This is a genomic window from Parabacteroides goldsteinii, from assembly GCF_020091425.1.
GTDB lineage: Bacteria > Bacteroidota > Bacteroidia > Bacteroidales > Tannerellaceae > Parabacteroides > Parabacteroides goldsteinii.
Genome location: NZ_CP081906.1, coordinates 2,554,268 through 2,579,696 on the forward strand (window position 1 = coordinate 2,554,268; position 25,429 = coordinate 2,579,696).

21 protein-coding genes and 2 tRNA genes are annotated in these 25,429 nt (G+C 45.8%); 7 read left to right on the forward strand and 16 right to left on the reverse strand.

Annotated elements, in window-relative coordinates; translation table 11 throughout:
* Window positions 1-79: 79 nt before the first annotated feature.
* On the forward strand, window positions 80-1,636 hold the full coding sequence (locus K6V26_RS11720; protein ID WP_224265416.1) for a DUF4435 domain-containing protein: 1,557 nt from the start codon (window positions 80-82) through the stop codon (window positions 1,634-1,636).
* A 96-nt stretch (window positions 1,637-1,732) separates the two neighbouring features.
* On the forward strand, window positions 1,733-3,499 hold the full coding sequence (locus K6V26_RS11725; protein ID WP_224265417.1) for an ArnT family glycosyltransferase: 1,767 nt from the start codon (window positions 1,733-1,735) through the stop codon (window positions 3,497-3,499).
* A 2-nt stretch (window positions 3,500-3,501) separates the two neighbouring features.
* Here the strand turns inward: K6V26_RS11725 and K6V26_RS11730 are convergent, their stop codons facing one another.
* The gene (locus K6V26_RS11730; protein ID WP_224265418.1) at window positions 3,502-4,878 is read right to left on the reverse strand and encodes a 3-keto-disaccharide hydrolase; all 1,377 of its coding nucleotides are present in this window, start codon (window positions 4,876-4,878) and stop codon (window positions 3,502-3,504) included.
* Window positions 4,879-5,073: 195 nt separating this feature from the next.
* Here K6V26_RS11730 and K6V26_RS11735 point away from each other — a divergent pair, with 195 nt between their 5' ends.
* A complete protein-coding gene (locus K6V26_RS11735; protein WP_224265419.1) occupies window positions 5,074-5,709 on the forward strand; it encodes an HAD family hydrolase in 636 nt (211 codons plus the stop codon).
* 189 nt (window positions 5,710-5,898) lie between these two features.
* On the opposite strand, the gene K6V26_RS11740 is transcribed toward K6V26_RS11735, so the two are convergent.
* The 6 genes from K6V26_RS11740 to K6V26_RS11765 form a co-directional block, all read right to left on the reverse strand.
* Window positions 5,899-6,405, reverse strand: a complete 507-nt coding sequence (locus tag K6V26_RS11740) for a porin family protein (protein ID WP_224265420.1) — start codon at window positions 6,403-6,405, stop codon at window positions 5,899-5,901.
* A gap of 40 nt (window positions 6,406-6,445) precedes the next feature.
* Window positions 6,446-8,086: a dipeptidase gene (locus K6V26_RS11745; RefSeq protein ID WP_007656005.1), complete on the reverse strand. Its 1,641-nt coding sequence runs from the start codon at window positions 8,084-8,086 to the stop codon at window positions 6,446-6,448.
* Between the two features lie 10 nt (window positions 8,087-8,096).
* Entirely contained in the window at window positions 8,097-9,506 is a 1,410-nt protein-coding gene (nhaD, locus tag K6V26_RS11750) for a sodium:proton antiporter NhaD (protein ID WP_007656003.1), read from the reverse strand.
* A 59-nt stretch (window positions 9,507-9,565) separates the two neighbouring features.
* On the reverse strand, window positions 9,566-10,402 hold the full coding sequence (gene nfo, locus K6V26_RS11755) for a deoxyribonuclease IV (protein WP_048317689.1): 837 nt from the start codon (window positions 10,400-10,402) through the stop codon (window positions 9,566-9,568).
* A 38-nt stretch (window positions 10,403-10,440) separates the two neighbouring features.
* Window positions 10,441-10,917 (reverse strand): PaaI family thioesterase, encoded by a 477-nt coding sequence (locus K6V26_RS11760; RefSeq protein WP_046147331.1) that lies wholly within the window; start codon window positions 10,915-10,917, stop codon window positions 10,441-10,443.
* A gap of 171 nt (window positions 10,918-11,088) precedes the next feature.
* On the reverse strand, window positions 11,089-11,628 hold the full coding sequence (locus tag K6V26_RS11765; protein ID WP_007655998.1) for a pyruvoyl-dependent arginine decarboxylase: 540 nt from the start codon (window positions 11,626-11,628) through the stop codon (window positions 11,089-11,091).
* A 294-nt stretch (window positions 11,629-11,922) separates the two neighbouring features.
* Between K6V26_RS11765 and K6V26_RS11770 the strand changes: the two genes are divergently transcribed.
* Window positions 11,923-12,588, forward strand: coding sequence for a superoxide dismutase (locus K6V26_RS11770; protein WP_284705610.1), 666 nt, complete (start codon window positions 11,923-11,925; stop codon window positions 12,586-12,588).
* A 202-nt stretch (window positions 12,589-12,790) separates the two neighbouring features.
* Window positions 12,791-13,153: a thioredoxin gene (gene trxA / locus K6V26_RS11775; protein ID WP_007655995.1), complete on the forward strand. Its 363-nt coding sequence runs from the start codon at window positions 12,791-12,793 to the stop codon at window positions 13,151-13,153.
* Between the two features lie 89 nt (window positions 13,154-13,242).
* Here trxA and K6V26_RS11780 read toward each other — a convergent pair whose 3' ends face one another.
* Window positions 13,243-14,649: a Gfo/Idh/MocA family protein gene (locus K6V26_RS11780; protein WP_007655993.1), complete on the reverse strand. Its 1,407-nt coding sequence runs from the start codon at window positions 14,647-14,649 to the stop codon at window positions 13,243-13,245.
* Window positions 14,650-14,878: 229 nt separating this feature from the next.
* Here K6V26_RS11780 and K6V26_RS11785 point away from each other — a divergent pair.
* Window positions 14,879-14,952 (forward strand) — tRNA-Thr (locus K6V26_RS11785).
* A 44-nt stretch (window positions 14,953-14,996) separates the two neighbouring features.
* Window positions 14,997-15,079: transfer RNA gene (locus K6V26_RS11790), tRNA-Tyr, on the forward strand.
* Window positions 15,080-15,678: 599 nt separating this feature from the next.
* Here the strand turns inward: K6V26_RS11790 and K6V26_RS11795 are convergent.
* From K6V26_RS11795 to ccsA, 8 genes are all read right to left on the reverse strand, one after another.
* On the reverse strand, window positions 15,679-16,677 hold the full coding sequence (locus K6V26_RS11795; protein ID WP_224265421.1) for a glycoside hydrolase family 130 protein: 999 nt from the start codon (window positions 16,675-16,677) through the stop codon (window positions 15,679-15,681).
* A gap of 34 nt (window positions 16,678-16,711) precedes the next feature.
* Window positions 16,712-18,658: a sodium:solute symporter family protein gene (locus tag K6V26_RS11800; RefSeq protein ID WP_224265422.1), complete on the reverse strand. Its 1,947-nt coding sequence runs from the start codon at window positions 18,656-18,658 to the stop codon at window positions 16,712-16,714.
* A gap of 214 nt (window positions 18,659-18,872) precedes the next feature.
* A complete protein-coding gene (locus K6V26_RS11805) occupies window positions 18,873-19,760 on the reverse strand; it encodes a beta-propeller domain-containing protein (RefSeq protein ID WP_010802815.1) in 888 nt (295 codons plus the stop codon).
* 84 nt (window positions 19,761-19,844) lie between these two features.
* Window positions 19,845-20,717, reverse strand: coding sequence for a 3-hydroxy-5-phosphonooxypentane-2,4-dione thiolase (gene lsrF / locus K6V26_RS11810; protein WP_007655985.1), 873 nt, complete (start codon window positions 20,715-20,717; stop codon window positions 19,845-19,847).
* A gap of 38 nt (window positions 20,718-20,755) precedes the next feature.
* Window positions 20,756-21,370, reverse strand: a complete 615-nt coding sequence (locus K6V26_RS11815; RefSeq protein WP_224265423.1) for a DAK2 domain-containing protein — start codon at window positions 21,368-21,370, stop codon at window positions 20,756-20,758.
* Between the two features lie 10 nt (window positions 21,371-21,380).
* Window positions 21,381-22,397, reverse strand: a complete 1,017-nt coding sequence (locus K6V26_RS11820; RefSeq protein WP_195586337.1) for a dihydroxyacetone kinase subunit DhaK — start codon at window positions 22,395-22,397, stop codon at window positions 21,381-21,383.
* A gap of 36 nt (window positions 22,398-22,433) precedes the next feature.
* Complete coding sequence (locus K6V26_RS11825; RefSeq protein WP_007655979.1) at window positions 22,434-22,754, reverse strand: hypothetical protein; 321 nt, start codon at window positions 22,752-22,754, stop codon at window positions 22,434-22,436.
* Window positions 22,755-22,915: 161 nt separating this feature from the next.
* Window positions 22,916-25,366, reverse strand: a complete 2,451-nt coding sequence (ccsA, locus tag K6V26_RS11830; protein WP_224265424.1) for a cytochrome c biogenesis protein CcsA — start codon at window positions 25,364-25,366, stop codon at window positions 22,916-22,918.
* Between the last annotated feature and the right edge of the window lie 63 nt (window positions 25,367-25,429).

Below are 25,429 nucleotides of genomic sequence, written 5' to 3' on the forward strand. Positions count from 1 at the left end.
ACTCCGTCAAAAAGATCGCCCAAGCTATAGAATACGAATAATTTAATTACCTTTGGGAGTAAAATAAATCAGTACCTGTATGGAACTCACTCTCCCTTCCAAGTTGAATGCCTCCGAAACAATCGTGCTCGACACGAATATACTTGTCGTTATCGGGGCAAATGGTGCCGGCAAAAGTTCGTTCGGCAGAGATCTGCTGGAGCGTTACTCCGACAACAGTAAAAAGATATCCGGCATGCACTCCCTGTTTATCAGCAGTGAAGAACCTGTGCCTGTCGAAGGCAATGAACTGGCACGCCTGCAATCGATGATCGCGGAACGCATCTTCATGCCCCGCCTCTCAGAATACGAAAAACTGATCCTCCACCTGCAAAGCGAAGAATTTGAGGCGGCGGTAAACTATAAGGAAGCCTGCAAGCTGAACCCGGACCTGGAACCGCCCGTTACCAAAATAGACCGTATACAGGCCATCTGGGAGAAAATGTTCCCGCATAACCGCTTGGTCAGGAAGTCCGGCTTTATTGAACTGGCTTCCACCAGCCGCGACGGCGATTCTTATACGGCCGGCAGAATGAGCGACGGCGAAAAGATCGTCTTCTACCTGATAGGCGCCGTACTCTGTGCCCGTCCCAACGAACTGCTGGTGATCGAAGAGCCGGAAATACTGCTTCACAACTCGATTAAGAACCTGCTTTGGGACGAGATCGAAGCCATGCGTCCGGACTGCACATTCGTTTATCTGACGCACGATATCGACTTCGCCACTTCTCGTCCGGAAGGCAAGCGGATATGGATCAGGGACTACAATGCCGACGCCCATGTCTGGGACTACCAACTGATAGAAAACAGCGACAGCCTTCCCGAAGAAGTATATATAGATATCCTCGGGAGCCGCAAGCCGATCCTGTTCATCGAAGGGACCGACTCCAACAGTATCGACAACCGCCTCTATCCGCTGATCTTCCCCGATTATATGGTCAAGCCGATGGGTGGCTGCCAGAAGGTGATCGAAACGACAAAGGCTTTCCGGCAGTTGCAGGACTTCCATACGCTGGAATCCATGGGGATCGTAGACCGCGACCGCCGTACACAGGGAGAGATAGACTATCTGCATGACCAGCATATCTTCGTTCCCGACGTAGCCGAAGTGGAAAACCTGCTGATGCTCGAACCCGTGATACGTACCGTGGCACGCCGTATGATGAAAGATCCCGATACCGTATTTACCCTGGTAAAGGAAAATGTAGTCAAACTCTTTGAGAAGGACCTCGAAAGCCAGGTTATCCTGCATGCCAAACACCGCGTCCGCAAGAAACTGGAAACAACGGTCGACCGCAAGATAACGACCGTCGAACAACTGACCGAGCATGTGGAAAGCATCCGTTACAACGTCCATGTCGATGAAATATACAATGGGATAAAAGATAAATTCAACCAGTACATCGAAACGGGAGATTATAAGAATATCCTTCGTGTGTATAATCAAAAAGGGATGCTGCCGCAAAGCCGTGTATGCAACTTCTGCGGTATCAGCAACAAGGAGAGTTATTTAAACTTCGTTCTTTCCATTCTGAAAGAAAACAAGGAGGATGCGGAAGTCATACGTTCTTCCATCAAAGAATCTTTAGGGACATAAAAAGTTATCAAAAATGAGGAAAAAGTCCGCAAAAAATCGTTCTTTTGCAAACTGATATAACGACATTAACTGGTTTAGTCCTCTTACAAAAAGAATATGCGTACACCGACATTACAATATCTCTACCTGCAAAAGCCGGTAACAATGGTTATTATAATCTGTATAATCTCCGTGCTTCCCTGGATCGGCCTGGGTGATTTCTCCACCAAAGGAGAGCCGCGTGAAGCATCTGTTGCCATATCCATGCTTGAATCAGGCAATTGGATATTACCCCAGGTTTATGCCAACGAATTTGCCTATAAGCCGCCGATGGCACACTGGCTGATGGCTGCTTTCTCTTATCCGCAGGGATATGTATCGGAGTTTACCTCTCGCCTGCCGTCTACAATCGCTTTTATCTGCCTGATGGGATGCACGCTCATGTTTTTCGGGCGGAGGATAAAATTCCAGCAGGCATTTATAGCTACTCTCCTACTACTCACGTGCATTGAAATGCACAGAGCGGCGATGACTACCCGTGTCGATATGCTACTGACGGCATTCATTGTCATCGGCCTCTATCAGTTGTTCCGATGGGAAGACCAACTGGAGTTGAAAGGTCTGCCGGTCATTATCCCGGTATTGCTGGGGTGTGCGGTTCTGACTAAAGGGCCTGTAGGAGTTATTTTGCCTTTATTCGTGTTCGGTGCTTATCTGCTGATGCTTCGTAAATACAGCCTGCTGACAATCTTTAAGGCACTGCTTTATATCGGTGTTTCGTCTCTGTTCCTGCCTCTGCTGTGGTATATCGCAGCCTGGAAACAGGGAGGGGATAAATTTCTCGATGTCGTACTTGCCGAGAACTTCGGACGTTTCTTCCATCTCAATACCCCCGATATCAATTATGACCTGGGACACGAGAATGGCGTATGGTATAACTTTATGACGCTGGCTGCCGGATTTATTCCCTGGACCATCTTCTTTTTCTTCTCCCTCTTCGGTTTGAACTGGCAGAGAAAAAAGGTATCGTTCAAACAGATGCTGAAAGACAGCTGGAATAATATTCTTTCCATGGAAAAGGAAAAACTGTTCAGCCTGGTAGCATTGGTTTGCATCATCTTCTTTTATAGTATCCCTTCCAGCAAGAGAAGCGTATACCTGATGCCGGCTTATCCGTTCATCGCAATATTCCTGGCACAATACGCCATCTATATCACGGAATACAGGACAAAGGTAACCCGTATCTTCGCTGCCTTCCTGGCATCGGTCACTACCGTGGTACTGATTGCCATCGGATTGACGATGATCGGTGTTATCGACCCCGTGGCTATTGCTTCACAGTACACAAGCCGTACCTCTACCCTGGCACAGGTCGAAGCTGTCAGCAACATATTTTCTTTCAGTTACGGACTGACGGTTTGCATTGTTATCGTCGTTTTGCTGGCATTGCTGACGGTGCTTTACCAAATGTTCAAGAAGATAAACATCAAGATCCTGTATGCGACAATCGCCCTGACTTTTACGATCAATTTGCTGATCGACGGGGTTATCATGCGGGGTATCCGCCAGGATGGTTCTGCCCGTCCTTTTGCGGAAAAGGTAATGAAAGAATATCCATTGAATGAGAATAATATGTTCGTTATGAACAATCTCAAGAAATACAGGAACCTGTACGGGCTTAATTTCTATCTCGGCAACCGTTTCCACAACTTCGAACAGGAGATGCCGGAAGAAGGATTCTTCTTTGCAACTTCCAGCGACCTGGAGGTTGTCCTTAAAAATTACGAAGGCCAATATACTTTTAATATATTGACCTCCTCTGAACGTATCATCCACGAAGTGCGCCGCCCGGTTGTCCTGTGCAGCTTCCTCCGTGTAAAATAAGATTATTTTAATTCTTTGATTTTGATACTGCGGAAAGCAACTTCGTCGCCATGATCCTGTAACAGGATATGTCCCTGGGGAGCTTCACCGAAACGTCCTGCCTCGTTATAAGACGGGGCAGCATATTTACTACCTTTCACCAATTCACGGAAAGCATCCGAACCACGATCGTATTCCAATGTTTTAAAGCCGTTCAGCCAATGTTCCACATGGTTGTTGGGGAATACTTTCAGGACAGCCTGGTTCCAATTGCCCACACCGTTGAAACGTTTGTTACCGGCCGGCATCATGTCGTAAAGGCTTGCCAGGGTGCGGCTGCCGGGAGTCGTTGTGTAGAGCTTGGCATCCGGATGCAGTTTGTCATCTAATATCTGGTATTCGAGGCCGTAGGCGGAGCCGCTAGGTTTTTCTGCTTCCGTCACGAAATATTTGATTCCGCTGTTTGCTCCCGGAGTGATTTTAAATTCCAGGCTTAACTCGAATGCAACATATTCTTTATCGGTCACGATATCACCTCCATTGGTAGACTCGCCGCCACCGGATTTCAGGACGATCAACTGTCCGTCTTCCACTTTCCAGCCATGATCCGGGAAAGCCTCTTTATGGGCGCCACGCCAGCCTGTAGTTGTCTGTCCGTCGAACAGGAGGTTCCATCCGTCCGCTTTTTCAGCATCCGTCAGGTAGTTGGGGACACGGTTCACTTCAGGAGCCAGGGTTCCCTGCATACGTTCGGCCTCCAGGTTCTCAGTCTTTATGCGGATATTACGCCATTTGATTTCTTTTCCTTCCAGATCGGTATTCTTTCCGATGCCATGCACCTGGAAAGCGATGAAACCTTTGGCAGTTTCGTCGTCATAGAGATTGGCCGTGTTCACACCGTTCAGCCAGATGCGGATATTGTTGCCGATCGCTTCGATACGGTATTTATTCCAATCTGTCTTCTTATAGGCGGCTTGTCCCGGTTTGTTATCGACAAGCGTCACCAGCCAACCACGGCGTGCCTCGTCGTAAACGCCTCCGCTCCATGCTCTGTCGGAAGGGTCCATTTCGCATTGGTAGCCATGCACACGCCCGTTCTGGTAATCCGGACGGCTTTCGCTGCGGAACTGCACACCGGAATTCAATGCCGGATCGCAGAGAGCTTCAAATTCCAGGATAAAATCACCATACTCCTGTTCGGTAGCCATAAAGCTGTTCGGCTGGCCCGTCACCGAAGTTCCGACCAGACAGCCGTCTTCCACCCGGTAGGGCGCTTCGCCGTTCAATTGCTTGAAACCGGTAAGATCTTTACCATTGAATAACTTTTGCCAGCCGTCATTCGACTGACAGGAACAAAGCAGCGCGAGAGACAGGGCTGCAAACTTCAAAGATGCTTTCATTCTGTTTTTCTTTTAGGTATTATAAATAAGAAAATTGTTTTACTGGTCTGTCAACTAACATATGTGTACGGGCACAAAGATAAACGATTATTCATAAATGCACAGCAAAAGTGTTGCTATTTTACAACAGATAGAACCTTTTTCAAAGAATAGCCTTATCTTTGCGTGCAAAATGTAATCAATAAAGGTATTTTTATGAAATTAAAAACGGCTCTCTTTGACTTTGACGGCGTGCTGGTCGACACAGAACCCATTTACGATATTTTCTGGAATGAAGCAGGTGAACGCTACGGAACAGGTATCGACAACTTTGCTGCCGTCATCAAAGGCACAACACTCCCCTACATCATCGAAAAGTATTTTTCCGACCGCACGGAAGAATTTCGTCAGATGATCATCAAAGAATCGACCGAATACGAAAGCACCATGCCTCTGCCCGCCATGCCCGGCTCCCTGGAATTTCTGCACCTGCTGAAAAAGAACGGTGTGCAGATGGGATTGGTCACCAGTTCGGACAATACAAAAGTTGAACGGGCATTCAAACTGCATCATCTGGAAAACATGTTCGATACAATCGTGACCGCAGACCGCATCACAAAGGGGAAACCTGACCCGATGTGTTACTTGCTGGCCGCAGACGACCTGCATGTCTCCCCTGCCGACTGCCTCGTTTTTGAAGATTCATTTGCCGGCATACAAGCGGGAACGGCTGCCGGCATGCGGGTTATCGGCCTGAGCACCACCAACCCGGAAGAATCATTGAAGGATAAAGTATATGAAGTGATTCCGAACTTCGAAAAGATTACTTTCGAGGATTATCTGAAGTGGTAACAACATTGTCACCTAATAAAAGCATATATCTTTTGAATTCAAAACATATATGCTTTGCAATCAAAAGACAGGTGTTTTGAATTTAAAAGACCTATCTTTTCAAAACAAAGAAGTATCAATGAAAAAAGACCTCCCAGGTGAAATAATTTTCTACCGGGAGGTCTTTCTATTTATAAAGCGATTTGTTTATCAGAAATTATATCCGATGCGAAGCGCCAGAATCGGCTGATCGAAATCTTTTATGATATTGTATTTGAATTCCAAACCGACAGTCAACTGGTTGGTTGCATAAACTTCACCACCTAAACCGACATTAGCTCCAAAGCGGGTTTCATTTTGACTCACTTTGACTTTATGTCCGTCAACATGACCTTTACCACTCCATTTCCAGAATGAAAGATCAAGACCTGCCAATGGATAGAAACCGAACATATCGCTCAATTTGAACACGTAATGAACATTCATGTCGATCGCACAGGCACTTATTCCATTATCTTTCACAAAGTAAGTCAACGAAGGCGCCAAACGAACCTCATCCGTCAGATTATAACGATAATCCAATCCTAACAATGCATTCCCATTATCGTTAAACCCATAACCAAGATTAAAACCGAAAGACGATTGTCCTTGCTGAGTCTGTGCAAATGCACTCATGCTGATAATTGCCAGCATGCACATAACAATTAATTTCTTCATACTCTCATTAATTTTAGTTCAACATTATGCGCAAATATAATTATTTTACTTTAAGTCTGTCCCCTGCGCTCTTAACAATACTGCGATAATAGTCTTCGTCGTAGCCAGGGAAATCAGGATATTCGGACAGTCCGTAGCCATTTTGCTTGAACTGGCCGTTTTCTTCTTTCTTAACGTTTCCGTCCATGTATTTTACTAAAAGATACTCGCCGAGCTTCTTCCAGCGGGCAGTTGCCTGATCGGCAGTCGTCGTGCTGAACCAGGTCAGGAACCGGACTGCTTCCGCCGGATTCTTGGCATACAATTCGGAGGCTGCCTTGTCGATAGCCGGGATTACCTCTTTATAACTGTTCTCCAATTCCTGCTGAACCGGACGAATGTCTTTGATCATAAAGCTGTATTTGCCGTAAGCCTGATTGGCCACCCAGTTGTGAATCCAGAATGCGGAAGTCCACGAGAAATTCATAATGTCCCCGTTTCCTACCCGGTAGCACTCGGGCGATTCCGTGATAGAGCAATACAACGGAGTGAACACGGCCATATCGGCATCATCCACACCGAACCAAAGGATTCCACCGATCGCATCCGGCAACCAGTTACGCATCTGCGGAACGATTACAAAACCGGTCTGCTGCGTAGCGATGGCACGTTCGTTGGTATATTCTTGTCCATCCACCTTAAATGTCATCGGACGCCAGCGATACGGCACTTTATAAGAACCGGCTCCGGCATCTTTCGTCATATCCAGATCGGTTCCTTCAAAATGGTCGCGCATACCGTTCTGAACGTCCTGAACAGACAACAGACGGTCCGGCTTCACATACAACGGCATCGGCTCCTTGGAAGGATCGCCCTTGATAAAGTCGGTGTACTTATCCATTGTCTTATCGTATTTACGGAAGAAAGACCATACACGTGCTTCACAACCTCTCAATGCGCTGAAGTCGTAAGGGCAATAGGCCTTCTGGAAACTGAAGTCTTTATCTTTTCCACTGAAATACCCTTTTTCGCGGGCCAAAGAAACAACATCGGGCGAATACATACAGTTTTCCTTGTCATCGAAAGGAATCTGCTGAATGCGCGACTGGTTGGCATGTGCAGAGATGCAATCATCCGGAACACGGATGGCCACCCAAACAGCCCCTTTGTTACCCGGGCCTTTACCGATCAGTTCCATCACCCATGCTTCGTTCTTGTCGGCGATAGAGAAAGTCTCGCCGCTGCTGTAATAACCGTAGTCCTTCACCAGGTCGGTCATTACTTTGATTGCTTCGCGGGCCGACTTTGAACGCTGGAGGGCGATGTAGATCAGGCTGCCGTAGTCGATAATACCTGTTGTATCCACCAACTCCGGGCGTCCGCCCCACGTACTTTCCGTGATAGCCACCTGATGTTCGTTCATGTTGCCGACAACCGAATACGTCTGTTCCACCTGCGGAATCTGTCCCAGCGGCTTATTTGTATCCCATTCCCTGACTTCCAGCATGGCACCTTTCGGCCAGGTCGCTGCCGGCCAACGGTATAACTCGCCATACAGGGTATGCGAATCAGCTGCATAACTGATCATCACCGATCCGTCGACCGATGCCTTCTTTCCTACCAGCAAACCCGTACAAGCCATTGCCTCCATTCCGGAAAGCAAAACGGCACAGGCTGCTGCGATAATCCATTTTCTTTTCATATAAATAAGTTTAAGCGAATAATAGCATATATACTGCCGCACCGCAAATATAGCCAATCAATGCCAATATTGAAAATCGCTTTGTATAGTACATGAAATCTATTTTCTCCAATCCCATCACCGTGACACCTGTCGCCGAACCGATAATCAGGATGCTACCGCCTGTTACAGCACAGTAGGCAAGGAATGTCCAGAATCCTCCGTCGGAAACAAAAAACTGTGCATAAGGAGCCAGGTCGGCCGTCTGCTGCACGATCGGATACATACCCATCGTCGCTGCCACCAACGCCACGTTATCCACACAGGAAGATAAAGCTCCGATCACAAAGCTGATTAAATAAGGTTCATGCACATGCTTGTCGAGATAGGCGGACATGATCCCCAACTGTCCCGATGTCTCCAGGGCGCCTACCGCCATCAGGATTCCCAGGAAGAAAAAGATCGTTGCCAGGTCGATGTTCGGTAATAATTGGGTAATACGCAGCTTTTCCGATTCATGCACATGCAAACGGCTGTACATGACATCGGTATATATCCATAAAATAACCAGTCCCAGCAATACCCCCAGGAACGGAGGCAAATTGGTCAGCATCTGAAAGACCGGAACCAAAGCCAATGAAAGTACGCCGATCACAAAGATCACCCGGCGTGAATGATTTGGTATTTCCGGAATAAACTCATCGGCAGCCTCTTCCTCACTCATGACACGCAGCTGGGCATCTTTCTTGAACAACCAGAAATGGGCAATGGAGAGCGGAACCAGCATATTAACCAGTGCAGGAATAAATACATGCGAAATCTGATGCATCGCCGTCACATTCTTTCCTACCCAGAGCAGGATTGTCGTCACATCACCGATGGGCGACCATGAACCGCCGGCATTGGCTGCGATAATCACCATACAGGCATATTTCAACCGGTCGGTCCTGTCGGGAACCAACTTACGAAGTACCGCCATAATCACGATCGCTGCCGCCAGGTTATCCAGCAAAGCGGAGAAGAAGAAAGTGGCAAAACTGATATACCACAACAGTTTCCGTTTGTTGGAGGTGCGGATATATCCCGTCACCGACCTGAAACCACCGTGTTTATCGACAATATCGACAATCAGCATGGAACACATCACAAAAAACAAGGTCTCTGCCACATTTCCCAGATGGTAAACGATAGAACGGTTGGTTATAAAATTAATAAATTGGTCTTTTGCCGGCAGATTTGTCATTTCGGGGTTCTGCATCAGAAACTCTTCGAACAGAGGATTGGAACGTTCAACGAAAATGTTGTAAGCGTCGAACATCAATATCATCCATAAGGAAATGGCCATAAAAAGAGCTGTTGCCGCTTTGTTGATCTTAATCTTATCTTCAAGCGCAATAGCAATGATACCCCCGATAAAAATAATTGGCATTAATATAAACATAGTTGTCCTGTTTTTGGGTCAACCTTCATTTAGAAGGGACCTATTTGAATCATACTTTATCACAATGTATACAAATAACCGATCTCTTCCGCCCAGATCGACTCGTCAGGGGTTTCAAGGATCAGAGGGATGTCGTCAAAACGAGGATCGGCCATCAGCATCTTAAAGGTTGTCATCCCCATCACCCCTTTTCCGATACTGTCATGCCTATCTACACGGGTCGCCAGGTCTTTCTTCGAATCGTTGATATGCATTCCGCGCAAATAGGAAAAACCGATCACTTCATCGAAGTGGCGGAAGGTTTCGGTAAAGCCTTGCTCCGTTTTAATATCATAACCGGCAGCCAGCGTATGAGCCGTGTCGATACAGACACCGACGCGCGTTTTATCTTCTACCCGATCGATGATGGCTGCTATTTGTTCGAATGTATATCCCAGGTTTGTACCCTGCCCGGCCGTATTCTCTATAACGGCACAGACACCTGCGGTCTGGTCCAACGTCCGGTTAATCGACTCGGCAATACGAGCCAGGCAATCGTCGACCGGCAATTCGTTCAGATGGCTTCCCGGATGGAAATTCAGCCGGTCCAGCCCCAGTTGTTCGCAACGCTGCATTTCGTCCAGGAAAGCATCGCGCGACTTCTGCAACCCGTCCGGGTCCGGATGTCCGAGGTTAATCAGGTAACTGTCATGAGGCAGGATATGTTTCGCCTCGTAACCGAACTCCTCACAACGTTCTTTGAATAAGGAGATACTTTTCTTCGTCAACGGGGATGATTTCCACTGACGTTGGTTTCGGGTAAAGAGGGCGAATGCTTTGGCCCCGATAGCATTCGCGTTCAGAGGGGCATTCTCAACCCCACCCGACGCACTTACATGTGCTCCGATGTATTTCATTTGTTAATCGTTTACTTTATTCTTTTTGTTACTGTTCATTATTTTTCATCTTCGGTCTTACAGCCGGCAAAATGAAACTTCTCCGTCGCCTGTTCTTTTGTGACGACAAAATATACGATGTCCGCCCGCGAACAAAGTTCGTTCTGCGAATTGTATATCTCCGTCTCTATGAATATGGCATTCCGTTTCTGCTCCTTGATACGCCCCCGTATCATCAAGCGCGGTTCCCGGGTCGAGATACTTTTCAGGAAACGGGCATCCAGCCGTGAAGTCACGCCCGACGTCTGTAATTTCCTTAATACCACCCAACCTGCCAGTTCATCCATCATGGTAGTCTGTATTCCCCCATGCAATGTCTCCAACCATCCCTGGTAATGGCTTTCCGGCTCCCAGAAAGCAACTATATCTTCACCATCTTCGTAAAACTCCATGTGCAGGCCCTGCGGATTTTCGGGTGCACACCCGAAGCACATATAGCCATCCAACCCTTTCCAGGGATTAATAATCTTTTTCATACAACAACAGCTTTAAACGGATTGTTTCTTAAATAAAGAGAATTTTATACTATAAGCCGGTTACAAATATGACAAACTTATGCCGTTTTTCCCGAAGCCACAAAAAAACAGAGATAAGAGCCGTGGCCTTACCTCTGTTTCCATACTGATAATCAGATATTTTATTTTCTTTTAATCTTCAATCTCAGGCATCAGGAAATCTACGAAGCACAGGGCAGCCAGAGCTGTTCCGTATCTCTTTTCGATGGTAATACCTTCGGTAATGAAGTTCAGTTCACCCAGATAATACTTACCGTAAGTCTTCTGGTGCAAGTCGTTGATTACACGGATCAAACGTGATTCCAACTCCTCGATACGATAACGGCCGCTGACCTCGCATACCAGGCCTCCAACCTTCTCATCGAAGTTTTCGTCCTTGTACATCCAGGCGTAAACCACACCGGCAGATACAAACTCATCCTGATAACCATGCGATACCGCCATAATGGTTTTCAATTCCGTACCAAATGGAGGAAGATCGATCTCGTCCATGGTTGCAAGATGTGCAGTTGCTGGAATAACAGACGAATAAGTCATAATGTTAAAGTCTGAAATACCGGCATCATAAAGAGCCATGTGATAAGAACCTGCATGCTTTTCCAGGTCTGAATCACCACTACCCTTTGTAATAAAAAAGGTGTTTGGAATTAAATTCCCAACTTTCTTTACCATCTACAAATATGTTTTACTTAATTAATAATATGAGGGCACAAAAATAGAAACTTCTTTGGGATTATTTTCTTTACAAATGATAAAAAAACAGCTTTTTACATATTATTATTCATTTTATTTTAAGGTATATCGCATAAGGTATAATTATCAGCCGTCACGGAGACTTCCGCCAACGTCCATAAATTTCACTTATCGCCCGATTGACAAAAGTGATGGGAAATACCGGCTTTCCGGGTGAACAAATAAGAAACCCGCCGTGTTAGAATAGTAGAAACAACATAAAACTTATTAGTCATGCTTACATTATGCCTCAGTTTATTATTGTTGGTAACTAATAATAGTAATAATAGTAGTAGTCAAATAACAGATAAAAAAGAAGAAATTATGAAATTCGAATTAATTAAATTGCCTTATGCGGCAAATGCATTGGAACCGGTTATCAGTCAAGCAACAATTGAGTTCCATCACGGAAAACATTTACAGGCTTACGTAAACAACCTGAATAACCTGATTCCGGGTACAAAGTTTGAAAACGCTCCCCTGGAACAGATCGTAGCAGAATCCGACGGCGCTATCTTTAATAATGCCGGACAGATACTCAACCATAACTTGTATTTCACCCAGTTCTCCCCCAAAGGCGGCGGCGAACCTAAAGGAAAGCTGGCGGAAGCCATCAAAGCAACCTGGGGTTCGTTCGATAACTTCAAGAAAGAGTTCAACGCAGCAGGCGCCGGTCTATTCGGTTCCGGATGGGTATGGCTGGCAAAAGATAAAGACGGCAAACTTTCAATTACCAAAGAGCCAAACGGCAGCAACCCCGTTGCACACGGACTGGTTCCTCTCCTGGGATTCGATGTATGGGAACATGCTTATTACCTGGATTACCAGAACCGCCGTCCCGATCATCTGAATGCCTTATGGAATATCGTTGATTGGGATGCCGTTGGCGAAAGATATTGATATTAATAAGTAGTGTGATTTAAACCAGATAAGGCCGTCCGGGGGGAATGTTCTCCGAACGGCTTTTTGTTTACCGATCACCCCAAGGGAAAAATGTCAATTATTAAGGAAATACAGCAAACAGTTACAAGCATATAAGGTCGTAACTTTGTTATGTAAAATAGAAAGAGAAATAATAACTAAACAATAAGGAGTTAGAATCATGAAAGTAAAAGAGTTGACAAAACAAGAATTTCTGAGTAAAGTGGCCAATTATGAAGCAAGTCCCGATAAATGGATATACGAGGGTGACAAACCTTGTATCGTCGATTTCTTCGCTACCTGGTGCGGTCCTTGTAAAATGATTGCCCCTATCCTGGAAGAGCTGGCAGGCGAATATGAAGGAAAAATAGACATCTATAAGGTCGATACGGAAAAAGAAGAAGAACTGGCAGCTTCTTTCGGCATCCGGAGCATTCCTTCCCTCCTGTTCTGTCCGATGGGCGAACAACCGCAGATGGCAAGAGGTGCCATGAGCAAGGCTGATTTCAAAAAGGCTATCGAAGAAGTTCTTTTGAAGAAATAAACAATGCTATCATATTACTTACGGAACTCCTGAAAGTGCAGGCTATCGAAAGAGCAGCCGGCTTTCAGGAGTTTTATTTTGTCTACAATTTATCCGTGTAAAATATCTTTCATGTCAATCACAGGCCAGGGCTTATAATCACGCCAGGCACCGCGGGTAAAATCAGGAACAGCCACAGAGCAGCTCTTGTTCAGGACAGAACGTTCGCTCAATTCGACGATACATGACCAGGCAGCCGCATCGTACACACTCTGATCCAGCGGATAACCGTTACGCAGGCAATAGATAAGACGCCAGTCCATGATAAAGTCCATACCACCGTGACCACCGACTTTCTTTGCCCGTTCGCCGATGTATTTGCTCAGAGGGTGTTCATAATCCGCCATCACTTCCTTTTGAGGCCCTTCTTTCAGGAAAGAATGCGTATCGGGCTGTACAGCCACCTTCTGCTCCGGATATTTAACAGCCATCCCTTTCGTTCCCTGCACCAGATGGATACGGGAATAAGGACGGGGCGATGTCGTATCATGCTGAATCATGATAGACTTGCCGTTCACAGTATGGATAATGGTCGTATTCATATCCCCCAGGGCATACCGTTCCGATTGGGTGATACGTTCGTCATCTTTCAGATTTTCCTTCGCCCAAAGAGCCAGGCCGAACTGGTTGGTCGAAACCGATGACAGGTAATCCATCCGGTCTCCCTGGTTGATTCCCAGAATCTGGGCAACCGGGCCGAGTCCATGTGTGGGATACGGGTTTCCGGTATGGTATTTACTGTATTCCAGGCGCCAATGTTTATAATAGCCTTTAAACTTCGAGCCTCTCAGGTCGTGGATATAAGCGCCTTCGGTATGAATAATTTCTCCCAGCAGTCCCTGGCGGGCCATATTCAATGTGGCCAATTCAAAGAAGTCGTAACAACAATTTTCAAGCATCATGCAATGAAGCTGCGTTTCTTCGGCCTTGTCGACCAACGCCCAACAATCCTTTACCGTTAGCGCAGCCGGCACTTCGATGGCAACATGTTTTCCATGATCCATGGCATAAAGGGCAATAGGTACGTGCAACTCCCAAGGGGTGGCATTATAAATCAGGTCGATATCATCGCGTTCGCACATTTTCTTCCAGTCTTCTTCTCCGGTATATGCGACTGCTTCTTTCCGGTTACTGTTTTTAAGTGTTTTCTGGCTATTCTCAATCCGTTCGGGATTCAGATCACAGATAGCCACAATCTCCGTTCCCTCGATCTGTGCCATACGCTTTACGGCGCCTGCCCCTCTTCCCAGACCGACAACACCGATACGGACGGTACTCAAAGGTTTACAACGCAGTCCTAAAACGGATTTTCCTTTTGCCGGGGGAAACAGGTCTTCTGTCTGTGAAAAAGAACTCCCGCTGACCGGCGTATTGGCAGCATTCATCTCTTTGCCTACAACGATAGCTGCACTTCCCGCCAATGATCTTCTTAAAAATTGTCTTCTGTTAATGCTCATGATAATAGATTTTAGATTAAGTGATATTATATGAGTCGGCAAAATAAGAATTTATTTTCACTTCTACTATTTTTCTTAAAAAAATGTCTAATCTTTTCTTATTATTAATCAGGGAGATAGATTGTATTTGAAAAGAAAGATAAAAAAAAGTATACAAAAAAACGCCCTCCCCTATTGCGAGATTAGAAATAATCACTACCTTTGCACTCGCAAAACAGAAATACTGAATGCCTCTTTAGCTCAGTTGGCCAGAGCACGTGATTTGTAATCTCGGGGTCGTTGGTTCGAATCCGACAAGAGGCTCAAAGGAAAAGAGAGATTTTCCTATAAAACGTAAGTTTTGCACTGGGCAGTTACCAGAGTGGCCAAATGGGGCTGACTGTAACTCAGCTGTCTTTCGACTTCGGTGGTTCGAATCCATCACTGCCCACAGAGAACCTCAGGAATTTAATTTCTGAGGTTTTTGTTTTATGTCATTTCGTGTTTCTGACTATCCCATGAAGGACAGGAGTGTCAAGAGTTTCATCAGTCTCACCCCCATTTCTGAAAATACGCTTTTCCCCAAAAATACATATAATATATTGATATACATCAATATACAGCCTGTTTTAAGATTCAAATTCAAGCATAAAAAACCGTTTTTTCTCTTTATTTCGGACATTTTTAGTGAGTAGTTATCCGTTAACTCACCGGTGCCTATCCGTTCTTCCTCCGGTGCCTATCCGTTTTTCTTCCGGTGCTTACCCGTTTTTCATATTATGCTTACCCAATATAACAGAATAACCATACTCCAAAAGAAGAAGTGCGTCCGAAACTTTAATAAAAAAAGGAATAAATTGAAGAGAGAAAAAAGAGAATATAAATATAATAAGCTATATTTCAGATATATAAGTGCAGAAATCTTTATCTGAACAAAAATGCAGAAAATGAAAAAGGGGGGTGAGACTGATGAGACTCTTGACACTCTTTCCTTTTGACGCACCCCCCTTTTTAGAAAACGTATTCTCCTATTAATGGAAATATACGAATTTATACAATAGAATTTTTCTTTGTAAACTCGATGATTTCGCTGATATAACCGAAAGCAAGACCTGTCACGGTATCCGCACAGCCGTAATAGATAGCGATACGGTCAGATTCGGGATCATGCAGGGCGGCACACGGGAATGTCACGTTAGGCACGTCACCTACACATTCATAATCCTTTTGCGGAGAAAGCAGGTACGGCCCCGTGCGATATTTTACCTTCCAGGGCTGATCCAGATCCAACAGGGCGGCACCGAAGCTATATACATAGCCATTGCATGACTGCAATACGCCATGATAGATCAGCAACCAGCCTTCCGATGTCTCGATAGGAATAGGACCTGCCCCGATCTTCAGACATTGCCAGGCGCTCACTTCAAACGGAGCCGGAGCCATCACATGACGATGTTTTCCCCAGAAGCACATATCAGGCGATTCGCTGTAGAAAATGTCGCCGAACGGCGTATGGCCATTGTCACTCGGACGGTTCAGCATGGCGAAATTACCGTTGATCTTACGCGGGAACATCACACCGTTACGGTTGAAAGGCAGATAAGCATTTTCCAACTGATGGAATATTTCGAAATCGAATGTATAAGCCACACCGATCGTCGGGCCATGATAGCCGTTACACCAAGTGATATAATAGCGGTCTTCGATGAAGCATACACGAGGGTCATACGCATAAACGAATTTGCCTATCTCTTCGTCCTCGCATTCGAACTCCAGCTTTGTCTCAGAAATATTCCAGTGGATAGCATCCGCACTGAAACCGACATGCAGACGCATACGGCGGTTGGTATCGTCGCAACGGAACACGCCGGCATAACCTCCCTTGAACGGAACGACAGCACTGTTAAACACACTGTTTGATGTAGGGATAATATCACGGGGAATCACCGGATTATTCGAATATCTCCAGATCACATCTTTACAATCAGCCGGGCGGTCTTCCCAAGGCATATCGGGCAGCGGTTCGCCAATAATTTTCAGTTTATCCATTTCTTATTGATTTGTTTTATTTGACAATACAAAATTACTTCTTTTCATTCAATTTCAGTTCTTCCATCAAAGCATTATACTCGACTTCATCCTTGCTCATCTTGTCGTACCAGTTCTTTTTCAGCACCAACGTAGTGATAGCCAGGATCAGGATGCTGGTTATCAACGGCATGCCTTCACGGATCACGATATACATCGGGATAATGGTCAGACACATCTGCCAGATAATGCCGACAGCCACATTGAACATATCGCGTTTGAAGTTTTTATTCGCTTTCACCTGCGGATATTTGGCAACAACCTTATTATAAACAGGTTTCCAGTAACCCCACGGACGTACGGTGATGTAGAAACGTTCCAGCGTTTCGTCTTCTACCGGAGGAGCCGCATAAGTACCGACGATACAACCGATCAGGGAAACAACCAGTAAAACCGGGAAGTAGAACAACGGCAGCATCGGAGCATTATTGGCATACTCGCCCACCCTTTCCACAAAATGTCCGTCTACCATCGTATAGCCGTCGAAGATGAACGGGCATACCATAGCGGCCAGGATACCGGTAATCATTCCCCAGAAATAACCGTTCCCGTTAAAACGCCACCAATGCCATTTCAGCAGGTTGGCTGCAATATATCCGCCATACAAAGCAGATGTGATCCATTGCAGGACGGAGTTTACGCTCTCCACGAAGAAACCGATCACCACACTGACAACAACCACCGCTACCGTTACGATATAGCTGGCACGGATCATCGTCTTGTTGCTGGCATTCGGGTTGATATATTTTTTATAGATATCATTTACAATATAAGCAGGCGCCGCGTTGGCCGTAGAGGCAAAAGTAGACATAAAGGCAGCAAGCAATCCGGCAAGCAGAAATCCGCATACTCCAACGGGCACGAACTGATTAATAGCATTCGGCAGGATCAGTTCGAAGTCGATCGCTCCGGTCTTTGTCGTCAAATCCAGGTCTTTGAAGAAAGCCAGCGCCAGGATCGTAAATCCCATAATCATCAGATAACGCGGGATAAGCAGGATGACAGGAACAGAACCGCTCATTAAGGCTGCTTCCTTACCGTTACGGCAGGAAAGGATCTTCTGCATATCGTAGTTGGGGGCAGGTCCCGCCATACTATTGAACACTCCTTTGAAAAGCATCATCATAATAAAAATCCCGAACAAACCGAACTGGTCGTTCATTATCTTTGTATTTACATCGCTGAAAATGTCGGTCCAATGCAAATCAAGGTTCCACCCAGGCATCAGGCTGTCCCAACCGGCAGGTACGATAGAAGCAATCGTTTCAGGGCTTACCTTCATCATAGCGATAACGGCAATCGTGATACCGGCAACCGTCATAATGGCAAACTGAACCACATCGGTCCATACGATACTCAACATACCGCCCAGCATCACATAGATCGTGGCGATGGCTGTAAAGAATATACCGTAAGCATGCGGCACGTATTCAGCCGGTATATCAAACGGGACATACTGGGAAACAAAATCCCATGGGAAGAATATCTCCATAAATTTACCCACGCCGATAAAGCCGTAGCTAAGGAACCCCAGCACACCGATCAGGGCGTAGATAACGACAATCGTATGCGACAGGCTGGCGCCTTTGTTCTTTCCGAACCGTGTCTGTATCCATTCCGCCCCTGTCAGCACATTCGACCGGCGGAGCCAGACAGAGAGATAGACCATCAGGAAGATCTGGTTAAATACAGGCCAGAGCCAGGGCACCCAGGCACTTTTGATTCCATAAATAAAGGCTAGTGTAACCATCCACATAGTACCAGAGATATCGAACTGGCCGGATGCGTTAGACAAGCCTAACATATAAAAAGGTAGTGTTTTTCCTCCCAGGAAGTAGGAGTCCATGTTTTTCGACGCCTTTTTCTTTAACACTAATCCGATGACGATCATGGCCACCAGATAGAGTCCGATGATAAAGATGTCGATTGGTTGCAATTTCATGATATTAAGTTTGTTTTTAGGTTTAACGTTTAGCAAAGATATATAAAAAATGGAGAAAGTTATAAATCCTTCTGTGGAGAGTGAAGAAAGTAACTGTTTCCCTCTCGGGAGGGGGCAGGGGGTGTGTTAATGCCAGTCATATAGGCGAACAATAACACACCCCTTATCCCCTCTCAAGAGGGGAATCAGTTACAACCAGTTATAGATAATCTACTTAGTCGATCGGGCAGACAGAAGAGATCATGCCGAATGTATCGTTGTCATTCAGGCTCCAGATAACTTTGTTGTTACCGTCGATCTCCATCAACTGTGGGTTGTTTGATTCTTTTGCACTGGGGTCGTGTCCCTGCCAGTTACAGATATACAGACCGTTGTTTGAAGTAGGCAACAGCTGGGCAACAAAGAATAAAGAAACACCTTCGATGTCCTTTTCGCCGATCCGGCGGATTATTTCGCCTTTGTCCAGATTTACTTCCATCAGAGAATGTCCGTCACCGCAAGCTACCATGTAATTGCCGTTGTTCAGCAATACAGTGCTGTACGGAGTACCTTCCAGCTTCGTTGTTTTAACCAGTTCGCCGGCCGGAGAGATTTCACGTACTTCAGATGTAGCGAAAAGAGGCATCAGATAGTTGCCTGCCTTGTTCTTGTTCACCTGGCGGAACTGAGCATGCGGGTGGTCGATACCTGTTTCGTATACAGTTTCTGAAAGTATCTCGCCTTTCGGGCTCACTTCCATGATCTTAGCCGGATGGCCGCACCATGCCAACAGGTAATTACCGTCGGGCAATACACGGGCTGTCTGCATCTCGCAAGTATCCGGAGCCGGAATGTTCCATAACTCTTTCTGATCGCGGGTAATCAGTTTTGCACCTTTTTTATAGGCGAACAGGATATTTCCGTCCGGAGTAGCAACGGCTGAATTACATTCCCAACCTTTTTGTATAGGATGCTCCCATTCTATCTGCTTTGTATTCTTGTCAATGATAACGACTTTATTCCAGCCTGAACCGGCCAACAATAATTTCTGAGCCTTTTGCTGGCAGGAAGTGGCAGCAAATAAGAAAAGAGCAGAGCACAATAATGTGAATATTTTCTTCATGGCAATTCAATATATGTATTATGTTATGTTTAGATACAACAAGGGGCAGAGCAGAGCCCCGCCCCTTCGGAGTATAATAATTAATTACTTAGACAAATCCTGGAACTTTTCGAAACCTTGTTGCGGAGTCAAACCGTCATGAACCACTGCGTGAACAGCCTGGATCATAGCGACAGGATTTTCAGACTGGAATACGTTACGTCCCATGTCAACACCGGCAGCACCGTCGTTGATAGCCTTGTAACACAGTTCCAATGCTTCCAGTTCAGGTAATTTCTTACCGCCTGCAATCACAACAGGAACCGGACAAGCAGCAACTACTTTTTCGAAACCTTCGCAATAGTAAGTCTTCACGATATTTGCACCGTTTTCAGCACAGATACGGGAAGCCAGACCGAAGTAACGAGCGTCGCGTGCCATCTGTTTGCCGACAGCAGTCACACCCATTACAGGAATACCATAACGAGTTCCTTTATCTACAGCCTTGTACAGGTTGGCGATCGTCTTCGCTTCGTGTGCTTCGTCACCGATAGCCAACATCACAGCCATAGCTGAAACGTTCATGCGGATAGCATCTTCTATGTCGATCAGAACGTTGTCGTTCAGGTCAGTCAGGATAGAAGTACCAGCATCCGAACGCAAACAGATAGGTTTGTTTGTTGTTGTCGGGATTGAAGACTGAAGGATACCGCGTGTACACATGATACAGTCGGCATATTCAATCAGCGGTACAATATTCAGGTCGATACGTTCCAAACCTGAAGTCGGTCCCATGATGAAGCCGTGGTCGAAAGCCAACATTACGGCTTTGCCTGTTTTCGGGTTGAAGATACGTGATAAACGATCTTTCATACCCCAGGGAAGGTTTTCAGCACCCTTCACATGGAAACTCTGTTGTTGAGAGCTAACACCTAAACCGAAGTTACTGCCTTCTCTCAAATCATCTAAATCTGCCATTTTTCTATTTTCTATATTTAAAAAAGTTAGTTATTCTATTATAATGCTTCTGCGAAAGAGGCAAACATACAGCTCCAGGAAGTAGCACCGCTATCGGCATAACCGATAGAACGTTCGCCGTAGTTACGGGCACGTCCGAAGTTTGCTTTCATGTTGACAGTTTCTTCAGCACCTCTGATAGCTGCTTCAGCACCTGCTGTCATGATTTCCTTGATATCGTCCGAAGTAGATGCTTCGATTGCTTCGATTGCGGGGATCAGGGCGTCCATCATGGTTTTATCACCCTTCTTAGCTTGTGTCTGTTTCTGCACGTTTGCAAGGCCTCCGGCAAACATCTTCTTCACACCGGCAGCATCCAGTTCAGTGCCGGTAGCGTTGTCGCTCATTCCAAGGAAAAATGCTCCTAACAGGGTACTTGTCGATCCGCTCGTTTCCAGCATCACGCCAAATCCCATGTCATTCAGCATAGATTTGAATTCCGTCCCTTTCTCGCCAGCTTTCACTACAACAGAGAAAGCAGTTACGATAGCCTGTCCGTGATCGCCGTCACCGATTACCGCATCCAGTTTAGAGAATTCGTCTTCGCGGGCTTTGATATGCGTTAAGGCGTTATTCAGCATACCTTTGAAAGCCTCAATAGTCAGTTGTTTCATGTTTATTTGTTTATTTACCGATAGTTGTCCAATACGGTGCGTTTGCACTCTTGTTCTTTAAGTAGTCAATATGATCTTCATCCAAAATACCTACGATCATCTGGAAACCGGCTTGTTCCTGAACTGTCAGGATTTCCTGGATACGGCCGAATACTACTTCCAGACCACGTGCTTCCAATTCTTTGTAAGCCTTACGGAAGATGATATTCAATTCCATATGAGTAGTAGCGCCTACGCCGTTGATGATAAGCATCATCTTGTCGCCAGCCTTCGGTTGCAGTTGCTGACACAGCAGGTCAACCATTTCGGCAGCAGTAGCATCGGCAGATACCAGCGGTTTCTGGCCGCCACCACCTTCACCGTGCTGTCCCATACCGATTTCCATGATACCGGCAGGCAGGTCAGTGATTGTTGCATTGTTTTGCGGATGAGTACAAGAACGCATAGCAACAGCCAAAGTAGCTACTTTTTCGTTGTAACGTTCGCCAATCTCGATCAGTTCGTCCAATGATTTGCCTTCGTCGGCAGCAGCACCCAGAATCTTATACAAAGGTACGCAACCAGCCAAACCGCGACGATCGTTTGTCGGAGCACCGATACCGGCACTGATATCATCGTGAGTCAAAAGCTGTTTAACTTTGATGCCTACGCGTTCTGCCAGCTGGCAAGCCATGTTTGCACTCATCACGTCGCCTGAGTGGTTCAATACAACCAACAGGATACCTGCTTCGCGTTTCATCAACTGCAAAGCCTGGAACAGACGCTGTGCACCCGGAGCAGCAAATACGTCGCCTACTACGGAGCAGTCGAGCATACCGTCGCCTACGAAACCGCTCAATGCAGGTTCGTGACCAGAACCGCCTAATGTAACGATAGCTACTTTGTCTTCGCTTTTCGGATTAGCGCGAACAACAATGTTTTCAGCAGCCAGCTTTACCTGATCAGGATAAGCCAATACATAACCCTCCAGCAATTCCGGAGTTACTTGTTCGGGATCATTTATAAATTTAGTCTTAATTTCTGCCATGGTGTTTTTCCTCCTTGTTTCGTTTAGGTTTATAAATTATTTGATTTCCATTAATTCGATTGCGATGCCTTCTTCTTCGATGAAAGCGATAGTCAGATGTTCGTCGCATACAGCCGGGCCAAAGATCACCTTTGCATCTTTCAGCGCTTCGTCCAGTGAAGGAACTGTATAAGCGATATGACCATTTGATTTAACCAATTCAGGCAGACAACTCTTTGCAGGATCGTCAAACTTCAGGAATTCGATCTTGTTAGGGCTCTTGCTGTAATCGGTTAACCATACGTTCAAACCTTCGTTGAACATTGCACCTTCTTGGTTTTCGTTGGTAATGATACCTACATGATTAAATGTTCTCATGATCACTAAAATTTAATGTTTAACTTCTATATTAATAATTCATTCGTTTTATATCCACTTTATCTGGTAACGGACCCGACCTTGCCTACCTAGTAGGTTAACCGTGTCTACCTAGTAGGTAGATCATGCTTACCAAGTAGGTAGACCACAACAGGCAAAAACTACCCATTTTCCTTCTCCTTCGTTTTGTTAAAGCCAATCCTGGACAATACGCCAAGAACGATCACAACTGCACCGGCTATATACAAATAAGTAAAGATTCCATGTACATTATCGTTCTGTCCGTACGAGTGCATGCCGCTCAGGAAATAATTCACTCCGAAGAATGTCATCAATACGGATGAGAAAGCAACGACCGAGCACAGATTGAATAACCAGTCGCTATACCAGCGTCTCACCAGATGAAGGTGAACAACAACGGCATAAACCACCATCGTAATCAATGCCCATGTTTCTTTCGGGTCCCATCCCCAGTAACGTCCCCATGACTCGTTCGCCCAAACGGCACCGAGGAATGTTCCGATCGTCATCAAAGCCAACCCTACCCAGAGCGACATTTCATTGACGATAGTCAGTTCTTTCACACGGGTTTTCAGCAATTCCGTATTTTTCTTTCCGGCGATACTCGTCATCACCAAGTTCGTCAGTCCGATCAGGCAACTGATACCGAAGAAGCCATAAGCGGCAACGATTACGGCCACATGGAACATCAGCCACGGCGATTTCAATACCGGAACGAGCGGATTGATTTCAGGGTCCATCCAGTTCAGTCCGGAGACGAACAGGATAATACCGCCAAACAAAGTGGCCAGTGCAAAGGTCACCGTACTGCGTCTTACAAACAGCAGACCGGCCAAGACTGTCGCCCAGGCAACATATACCATTGTTTCATACGAGTTACTCCACGGCGCATATCCGGCAATATACCAACGCATCCCCATGCCGTACATGTGTAAAAGGAATACAGCCAACACGCCTATTCCCACTATCCAGAGACCAGCCTTCATCCACTTCTGCTGTTTGAACAGCATGGCGAAAGAGAGTACAAGCATCAATCCTCCCAGGATCAGATAGCCTTTCTTACACTGACGGAACACGTCCATCTTGTTATATTTCAATTCTGTCTCTATCTTTTTCGGAGAGATATCCAGTGTTTTGTTCTTTGCCTGCTGATAAGTACTGATCATGTCGATCACCTCATTGGCTTTCGACCAGTCGCCACCCTGCAAAGCATCCTGCACTTCGGCCAGATACCAGCCCATGATCCGGGAAACAAACATGGAGTCTTTGCCGGCAAATTCGGACAAGTCATCACCGGGGGCATACCATTTATGGTTAGGATCGTCCTCTTTCGGGAACAGGTTCAACATCTGGTAATTGATCAACTGGTGGAAGATATTGATCTGCTCGTCCAGTTTCAGCAAGTCCTTGTCGAAACGGGTCCGTTCGGCAGGCATCTTGTTGTAGGCTTCCTCCAGTTTCTGTTGCAATTTATAATCGCCTTTATTATCGAATGCCTGAAGATAAGCACATTCGCCGTCTGTCAGGTCGTAATAATTAGCCAGTTCTTTATTGGATAAAGCGATAAAAGGAACACGCATCCACATATCCGGCATGGAAAGCAGGCTCAGCAGGAACTGGTCGGAATTCAGATTTCCGATCTTGTCCGACTTATGCAGCTTACGCAGGATTTCCGAAGAAAAGGTATTGATAGGCATCATACGGCCGCTATGCGACTGGATCGGCAATGCGCCGAACTTAGCGGCATGTTCCGGAGACACCGCATATTTCTGTACGGCATCCAGCATGGACGAAGTTTCTTCTTTCGCATTTACCGACACCGATAATGCTAGCAAAGCGATAATCATTGTTGCCGACTGTGCAACAGAGCGAAATTCTTTCAAACGGCGGCTCAACGCCATAAAGCGGGAATTCTTCCCTACTAAGGATAAGATAAGACCGATTACCAACAACAGGTAACCTGTATACGTTATATTCCGTCCGGCTACATCGCGGTTGACGGAAAGTACGGTACCCTGTTCGTCCGGATCGTAAGAAGCCTGGAAGAAACGGTAACCTTTTACATCTAACACATTATTCATAAATACATGTTCGTGGCGTGTTTTACCGTCTACATGCACCAGCAATTCGCTTTCATAAGAAGACGGACTGGACGAACCCGGATAGCGGGTTAAAGTAAATTTCACCAATTCTACGGTGAAGGGTAAAGTGTGGAATGTTGTCAGATCGCCCTGGCGGACTGCTATCTGATCGGTTGATTCTCCTTCGCGGATATGAAGGATGCCTTCTTCGCCGAACTGGAAGGATGTAAGGGCGCCAAGAAGGATAATGATAAAGGAAGTATGAACTACCATTAAGCCCCATCTGTGCAGCTTGCAATATTGGTACTTAACAGCAATGACAATAAAATTAACGACTAAAAGAAACTGCAACAAAAAGAATAAGGGGGAATAATAAATCATTGCTTTGGCAGCTGCTGTTCCATGATACTTTTCTATAAAAGTGGCGACAGCCAGGCCAAAACCATAGAGGAGTAACAAGACAATTGTTGTTACAAAGGAAGATAGTATTCTTTCGAGAGTTGCTTTCATTTGTTGTTTTATTAAGTTATGCCGCCAAAGATAAGAATTTTCAATTAAGTGACCCCGGCCTTA